The organism is Leucobacter ruminantium (genome assembly GCF_017565705.1).
In the GTDB taxonomy this organism is placed as follows: domain Bacteria; phylum Actinomycetota; class Actinomycetes; order Actinomycetales; family Microbacteriaceae; genus Leucobacter; species Leucobacter ruminantium.
In genome coordinates, this window is sequence record NZ_JAGDYL010000049.1 from 1 (window position 1) to 7,686 (window position 7,686).

6 protein-coding genes are annotated in these 7,686 nt (G+C 70.5%); 3 read left to right on the forward strand and 3 right to left on the reverse strand.

Features of this window, described 5'->3' with window-relative positions:
- Window positions 1-310: 310 nt before the first annotated feature.
- Window positions 311-991, forward strand: a complete 681-nt coding sequence (locus J4H91_RS15145) for a TetR/AcrR family transcriptional regulator (protein ID WP_208047083.1) — start codon at window positions 311-313, stop codon at window positions 989-991.
- Between the two features lie 141 nt (window positions 992-1,132).
- A complete protein-coding gene (locus J4H91_RS15150; protein ID WP_208047084.1) occupies window positions 1,133-2,479 on the forward strand; it encodes a M20/M25/M40 family metallo-hydrolase in 1,347 nt (448 codons plus the stop codon).
- Between the two features lie 139 nt (window positions 2,480-2,618).
- Here the strand turns inward: J4H91_RS15150 and J4H91_RS15155 are convergent, their stop codons facing one another.
- Window positions 2,619-3,005 (reverse strand): TFIIB-type zinc ribbon-containing protein, encoded by a 387-nt coding sequence (locus tag J4H91_RS15155; RefSeq protein ID WP_208047085.1) that lies wholly within the window; start codon window positions 3,003-3,005, stop codon window positions 2,619-2,621.
- A 97-nt stretch (window positions 3,006-3,102) separates the two neighbouring features.
- The gene (locus J4H91_RS15160) at window positions 3,103-4,362 is read right to left on the reverse strand and encodes a D-alanyl-D-alanine carboxypeptidase (protein ID WP_208047086.1); all 1,260 of its coding nucleotides are present in this window, start codon (window positions 4,360-4,362) and stop codon (window positions 3,103-3,105) included.
- 232 nt (window positions 4,363-4,594) lie between these two features.
- Between J4H91_RS15160 and J4H91_RS15165 the strand changes: the two genes are divergently transcribed.
- Complete coding sequence (locus tag J4H91_RS15165) at window positions 4,595-5,767, forward strand: acetyl-CoA C-acyltransferase (RefSeq protein ID WP_208047087.1); 1,173 nt, start codon at window positions 4,595-4,597, stop codon at window positions 5,765-5,767.
- 9 nt (window positions 5,768-5,776) lie between these two features.
- On the opposite strand, the gene J4H91_RS15170 is transcribed toward J4H91_RS15165, so the two are convergent.
- On the reverse strand, window positions 5,777-7,375 hold the full coding sequence (locus J4H91_RS15170; RefSeq protein WP_208047088.1) for a PucR family transcriptional regulator: 1,599 nt from the start codon (window positions 7,373-7,375) through the stop codon (window positions 5,777-5,779).
- Between the last annotated feature and the right edge of the window lie 311 nt (window positions 7,376-7,686).

The window sequence follows — 7,686 nt, forward strand, 5'->3', positions numbered from 1 at the left end:
ACGGTTCATGGCGACGCGCACGACGTCATCACGGAACTCCTGCGGATACCTGGTTGCCATAGTGATCATCCTTCCAGGCCAGCCGAAACTAGCCATGTCGAATGTCACCTAAACGTGCAGCAGCCCCCGACGTCTGCGCGCGGGGTGTCTGTCACCTGGGCCTCCTCGGGTATCTTCATCGATCCGTGGTGCCACACTAAGAGAAGACCGCGACAGTGTCAATTGCATTGACATTATTGTTGACACTGCCCGGGATCGCCTCGGGAGCGCCATACACTGGTGGTGAGGGATCCGAACGAGGGGAGTCGGGATGACGGAGGCTCCGGCGGAGCAGGCGGGCGCGAAGCGCGTGCGACTGGACCAGCGCATGATCGTCGACGCGATGCTGCGTTTGGCCCGCGACGAACCCCATGCCCGCATCACCTTCAAGCGCCTCGGCGAGGCGCTCGGCGTCGACGCGACCGCCATGTACCGGCACTTCCGCAACAAGGACGAGCTGCTGAAGGCCGCGCTCGACCGGATCATGGGGTGGGCGACGGAGGCCGGACGCGAGAGCTCGGGCACCTGGCGCGAGCGCCTCGAAGTGCACCTGATGCGCACCGCCGAGCTCGCGCTCGAATACCCCTCCATCGGAGCTGAGGGCGCCGTCATCGACTCCGTGGGGCCCGGTGACACCTCGGCGATCGAGTTCATGCTCGAGATGCTCGCGGAGAGCGGTCTGCGCGACGAGGAGCTGCTGCGGGCCTATGCCGCGATCTCGGGGTTCTCGCTGTCGCAGAGCTCCGCCCTCGCGAACGACGTGCTGCGCCATCCCGACGCCGCCCGCGACGGCTCGGAGCCCTGGATCAGCACCTTCGGATCGATCAACCTCTCGGGGTACCCGCTCGTGAACCGGCACCGCGACGCCCTGCTCGCGATGGACGGCCTCACCGTCTACCGCGCGGGCATCGCGGCGATCCTCGACGCGGTGGAGCTCGCGGCGAGCCGCTGACCCCGTTACCTGAGCCTGCTGACCCCGTTCCCTGAGCCTGTCGAAGGGAACAAACGCTTCACCCCCCCCGTTCCCGACCGGGGGAGCGAGTAGGCTGGGAAGCCGAACGGGAAGCCCCGGGAGAGCGAGAGGTGGAGGTCGGTGTCGGTGCAGCTGGACGCGAGGGATCCTGGCGCTGCCGACACCGTCGAACTGCTGCGCGAGCTGATCCGCGAGGGCTGCGTCAACGACGGCACGCCCTCCTCCGGGCAGGAGATCCGGAGCGTCAGGGTGCTGCAGCGCTTCCTCGCCGAGGCCGTCCGGGCGGGACGCCTCGAGACGCAGGTGCTCGAGTCGGCGCCCGGGCGCGCGTCGCTGGTCGCGCGCGTGCGCGGCACGGATCCCTCGGCCCCGGTGCTCGGCCTGCTCGGCCACCTCGACGTGGTGCCCGTCGACCCCGACGGCTGGTCGCGCAACCCCTTCGGCGGCGACCTCATCGACGGCGAGGTGTGGGGCAGGGGCGCCGTCGACATGCTGTACCTCACGGCCGCCTTCGCGTGCGTGGTGCGCGACGTCGCTCTCGCGCCGGCCCCGCCCCGCGGAGACCTCGTGCTGCTCGCGGTCGCAGACGAGGAGGCGGGCAGCGAGTACGGCATCCACTGGCTCGTGCGCGAGCACCCGGAGACCGTGAGGATGACGGAGGCGATCTCCGAGTCGGGCGGCATGCGGATGGGCCGTCACGTGGCGATCGAGGTCGCCGAGAAGGGATCGGCCGGCCGTCGCCTCGTGGTGCACGGCAAGCCCGGCCACGCGTCCATCCCCTACGGAGCGTCGAGCGCCGCGTTCCGCGTCGGCGACGTGCTGCAGCGGCTCGCCGAGGTGAAGCCTGCGGCCGAGACCGGCGAGCTGTGGAACGCCTTCGTCGCGGCCCGCATCGACGACCCCGAGCTGGCCGAGCGCCTGCGGGATCCCGTGCGCATCGACGCGGCGCTGCCGATGCTCGGCGGCATCGCCGGCTACGCCCACGCAGTATCGCGCACGACGATATCGCCCACGGTGCTGCGCGCAGGCGCCGTGCACAACGTGATCCCCGCGGCCGGCACCATCGACCTCGACATCCGCACGTTGCCGGGCACGACCGACGCCGACGTCGACGACCTGCTCGCGGCACTGCTCGGCCCGCTCGTCGACGAGGTCGAGATCGTGCACCTGCGGGGCTGGGCGGCGACCTCCTCGAGCCCCGACACCCCGCTCTTCGCGGCGATCGAACGCTCGGTGGAGGCCGTCTCGGGGTCGCCGGTCGTGCCGATCATGGCGGCGGGCGGATCCGACAACCGCGTGATGCGCGAGCTCGGGGTGCCGGCGTACGGCTTCGGCCTGCTCGCCCCCGGGTGGAGCTACGAGCGCTATCGCGAGGGCGTGCACGGGCACGACGAGCGCATCGACGTCGAGTCGATCGACCTGTCGCTCGCGGCGCTCAGGCGCATCGTCGCCGAGCGCGTCGGCTAGTTCCCGCTGGTTCTCTCACCGCTGGTTGAGCGAGCGGAGCGAGTCGAAACCGAGGCGCCCCACCCACAGCTCGGCAGCAGATGTCGAGACCCGCGGGGCGCGGAGCATCTACCGACCAGCGCCGGGTAGGCGCGGTAGCTCAGTCGAAGATGTCGCCGAGGAAGTCGAACGGCTTCTTCTTCTTGCGCCCGTACCCGTAGCCGCGATCGTAGTCGCGGCCGTACGAGTCGCGCCGATCGTAGTCGCGATCCCGATCGTAGGCGTCGCGGCGGCGGTCGTCGTAGCGCGGCTCTCCCTGCGGTTGGCCGTAGGCCTGGGCCGGGGGTGCGGGCGGCACCGCGGGCTGAACCGGTTGCTGCGGCGGCGCCGGGTTCATGAGAGCCTCGGCCTCCGTCTGCGCGCGTTCCAGGATCTTGTCGAGCTCGCCGCGGTCGAGCCACACGCCCCGGCACTCGGGGCAGTAGTCGATCTCGACTCCCTGGCGTTCGCTCATGAGCAGGGTGGTTCCGTCGCTGGGGCAGTTCATGCCTCTCACCCTAGGCCGGGTCGCGTGCGTTCCGGCCGCGCATCGGGTGTTCTCCGGGCTGATTCGGAGGTCGGGGTCGCGTGCCGCGAGGGATCCCTCACCCGAAGAGCGTGCCGGGGTTCGTGAGTCGCCACCACAGCTCGGGCTCGACGATCGCGGCGTCGGTCACGACGGGGATCTCCTGCTCGCCTGCCGGCGACGAGACCAGCAGCACACCCGCCTCGGCTCCCGCGTCGCCGGCGCGCAGCCGATCGGCGAGCCGGGCCTCGACCTCCGCCGCCTCTCCGGGCAGCAGTGTCGCGCTCGCGCCGGCCGACGTGACGAGTCGCACCCGCTGCCCGTCGGCGGTCACGGCGGTGCCGACCTCCTCGCCCTCGGCGACGATCTCCACCTGTTGGGGCAGGGCCGCCATGGCCTCCAGCATCTCGCGGCCCGAGTCGGCGCGTGCCGTCTTCGAGGGCCGCGCGAGCGTCACCGCGATGTTGACGGCCTCGCGTCCTCCCACGTCGACCCGCTGGGAGACGATGAGGTTGTAGGAGGAGAAGATGGTGCCGGTCTTGGTGCCGATGACACCCGGCATCACCCCGAGCAGCGGGTTGGAGTTCTCGATCGTGCCGATCCCCCACGGCATCTCGGCGGTCTGCATGCCGTTGAACTCCGCGATCGTGGGGTTCTGCAGCGCGAGGCGTGCGACGCGCACGAGGTCGGCGGCACTGGCGCGATCATCGGGTGTCATGCCGGTGGGCTCGACGAGGCTGATGGATTCGAGCCCGTGCCGCTGCTTCCACGCCTCGAACGCCGCGAGGTAGGCCTCGTTGCTGCCGAAGGTCCAGAGCGCGTAGGCGTGCGCGTAGTCGTTGGCCGACGGCAGGAAGATGAACTTGAGCATGTCGCGCTGCGTGAGCTCGGTGCCGACCGGGATGGAGTAGGCGACGCCGTCGACGGCGAGGTATTCGTCGGTGCGCGCCGCGTCCTCCGCGGTCCAGACGTAGGTCTCGCCCTCGGCGCCGGGTTCGAGGGGCTTCGCGTCCATGCACACGAGGACGGTGATGAGCTTCGTGATGCTGCCGAGCGGGTAGGCGTTGTCGTCGTTGCTCCACACCTCCTCGTCCTCGGCCCAGCCGATCGCGGTGGGCAGCTCGCGCGCATCGACGGCGGCCTGGGCGGCGGCCGGGTCGGGAGCGACCGTGCGTGCGGCCTCGGAAGCGGCTTCGATGCGGGGCTCGGGGAGCGTCGCGTTCGCCGCAGTCAGCGTGTAGCCGGCGGCGGCGAGCGCAAGCGCGACCGTCAGCAGCGTCGCGGTCAGTGCGCGTCTGCGCCGCCGTCTCGTGGGCGAGGGATCCTCCGAGGTGTTCACCACTCCAGCCTATGCGGGCCGGGCCTCGAGCCGCGCGGGCGGATCCGTCCCGGGCTCCGGGAACGTTGATCAGCGCCCTCGCGGGCATCCGCCCGAGCACCCGTGCACGGCGGACGGGCCGGTGAGTGTGCAGGGAGTCTGCCCGCCGGGAGCGATGGATCCGGCAGGATGGTGGGGAGCCGTCGCATCGCCACGATCGCGGGCCAGCACCATCGCCGAGGAGGCCGCCACCATGACCGCACTGATCGCCGGATACGCCCGCACCCCCTTCGCGCGCTTCACGGGGCAGCTCGCCGCGCAGCCCGCGACCGTGCTCGGCGCGCACGCGATCGCCGCGGCGCTGAGCCGCGCCGGGATCGCGCCGGATCAGGTCGAGGCGGTCGTGGCGGGCCAGGTGCTGCAGGCCGGCGCGGGGCAGAACCCGGCCAGGCAGAGCGCCGTCGGTGCGGGCATTCCGCTCGGCGTGCCCGCGATCACGCTCAACGCCGTCTGCCTCTCGGGAGCAGAGGCCGTGTCGCAGGCCGCGCGGCTGATCCGTGCGGGCGAGGCCGAGATCGTCGTCGCGGTGGGCCAGGAGTCGATGTCGCTCGCCCCCCACGTGATGCCGCTGCGCGCGGGCACGAAATACGGTGCGGCCCGGCTCGTCGACACCGTCGAGCACGACGGGCTGTCCGACGCGTTCGACCGCGTCGCGATGGGCGAGCTGACGGAGTCGGGCAACACGCCGCTCGGCCTCACCCGTGAGGAGCAGGACGCCTTCGCCGCCGAGTCGCACCGCCGCGCGGCCGCGGCCGCCGAGTTCCTCGGGGGCGAGATCGCACCGTTCACGGTCGTCTCGCGTCGCGGCGACTCGGTCGTCTCCGCCGATGACGGGGTGCGCGCGGACACCACGGCGGAGGCGCTCGCTGGCCTGCGCCCCGCCTTCGCGAAGGACGGCACGATCACCGCGGGCAACGCGTCCCAGATCACCGACGGCGCGGCCGCACTGGTGCTCGTGAGCGAGGCCGCGGCCGAGCGCCTCGGCCTCTCGCCGATCGCGCGGGTCGAGGCGACCGCGTTCGTCGCGGGCCCCGACACGCACCTCCACTCGCAGCCGGCGCGCGCCATCGCCGCAGCGCTCGCGAAGCTGCCCGGGGCATCGGCCTCCGACCTCGCAGCCGTCGAGATCAACGAGGCCTTCGCCGCCGTCGGCATCCAGTCGACGCGCGAGCTGGGCGTCGACCCTGCGATCGTGAACCCCAACGGCGGCGCCATCGCCCTCGGGCACCCGATCGGCGCCTCGGGCGCGCGCATCGTCGGCACTCTTGCACGGCAGCTCGCCTCTCTGGGCGGGGGATCCCTCGGCGCCGTCGGCATCTGCGGCGGTGGCGGCCAGGGCAGCGCGCTCGTGCTCCGCGCCGTGTGAACGGACCCCTCATCCGCTCGATGCGGAGACGGTCCGTCCCGGCTGCTCCCGCCGACGGAGATCGAAGTGCGTGAGCAGCGCCCAGAGCGCGAGTCGCGTCGGCGGATCGCCGAGATCGACGCCGCTGAGCGAGGAGAACCGCTGCAGCCGGTACCTCACGGTGTTCTGATGCACATGGAGGCGCGCCGCCACGCCGGCGACATCGCCCCAGTGGTCGAGTGCCTCGCGAATGGTGCGGGTCAGCTCCCGATGCTTCGGCGCCGACGCGTTCAGGAGTGCGAAGACCTCGGGGGGAACGGTCTCCTCGAAGCTGCGGGAGACGTTCAGGAGTGAGTCGAGCACCAGCGGAGCCCACGATTCCCGGACCGTCGAGATCTCAGCTCTGCCGCAGCGCAGCAGGCTCATCAGCACGCCTTCGGCGCTCCCGGCGGAGTCGACGATCTCCTGCGGGCTGGACGCATGGCGGCCGATGCCCACCGCCACCCTGATGTTCACCCGATGGAGGTTCTCCGCCATCTGCTCGGAGATGCGCCGGGAGTTCTCGGAGGTACAGCTCTCCCGAGGTTCCGAGCAGCCGAAGTGGATGATGTGCAATCGATCTCCGAGGGGGACGGTCAATGCCTCGCTGCGCATCGTTCTGACGGTGCTGTCGGCGAGCGCGCGGAAGTCGGAGAGATCGGCCGGAGATCCACTGCGCCCAGGCTCGAGCTGCGCCAGGGTGAGCACATGCGCCCCCTCGTAGGGGCCGGCCAGGGTCTCGCGGAGCACGCTGAGAGCAGACTCGATCTCGCGGCCCCTGAGCAGATCCGTCGCGGCGTCGTCGCGCCGAATCTGCTCGTCCTCCCGCTGCCTCAGGGTTTCGGCGAGCAGGACGCTCATCTGCTCGGCCGCGACCTGGAGGACCGCGACGTCTCCGTCGTCGAAGTCATGGGTTGTGCGGGCGAACCAGATCGTCCCCACGAGGCGGCGGCGATGCCGGATCGCGACGATGAGCCGTTGCCCGAGGCCCGCATCCGAGTCGGCGGCGGCGCGGACGACGTCTTCGCCGCTCAGGAGGCTCGCCTGCACGCCCTGCGAATTGAAGACGCGCTGCAGATCCGGTGGCATCTGCCGTTGGAGGATCGCGTTCCGCCTGGCCTCGTCGACCGCGGAGGACAGTTGAGAGTAGGCGATCATCTTGAAGTCCTGGTCCTCCACGATGATGTGTCCGTCGAGCTGGGCTGCAGCGCGATCGACGATGTCGACGATGCGCGCCCGTGCCCGTTCCTCCGCGAGCAGTCGAGGCGAGAGAGCCTCGCTCTCAAGCTGTCGCACGCGGTTCTCGAGGGCCTCCACGGTGGTGTCCGGGACCACAGAGATCACCGGTAGCGGCAGCGCACCCGATGATGTCGGTGGCAGGGGAGCGCCCCGTACGATCAGCACATCCGCGCCCTCATCGCGTGCTCGCCGGCAGAGATCCTCCAGGGGCCGCGCGTCCGTATCGTCGGCGATCGCGATCTGATGCACTGGAGAGGGGCGCCTGGGAGTGACGAATACTTCGGGAAGGTGTTCCAGGGCGTCGAGCAGCCGTCCGACGGGGAACGCCGCGGCGAGACGCAGTTGCTCCATCGCATCTCCGATCGTTTGGACGATCCACCTACTTGCTATCGGCAAGTCTAGCCGTTCATCCAATCTTTCCATGGTTCCGAGTTCCTAAAGTGATGACTGCGCGGCTCGACCACCACTCCGGAACGGGCTCGCGGAAGCCCAGAGCTTCGATCCCTGCAACCGAGCTTCGAGGAGGAAGCGAATGGGCGGATTCAACCGGTCAACGCAATGGGTGCTGTGAGATGAAGCAGACGTTGATCTCAGGAGGCATCGGTTGCAGGGCAAGCATGGTCATCTCAGTCGTGAGCAGAAGCAGCTCGCGCTCCGTCTCC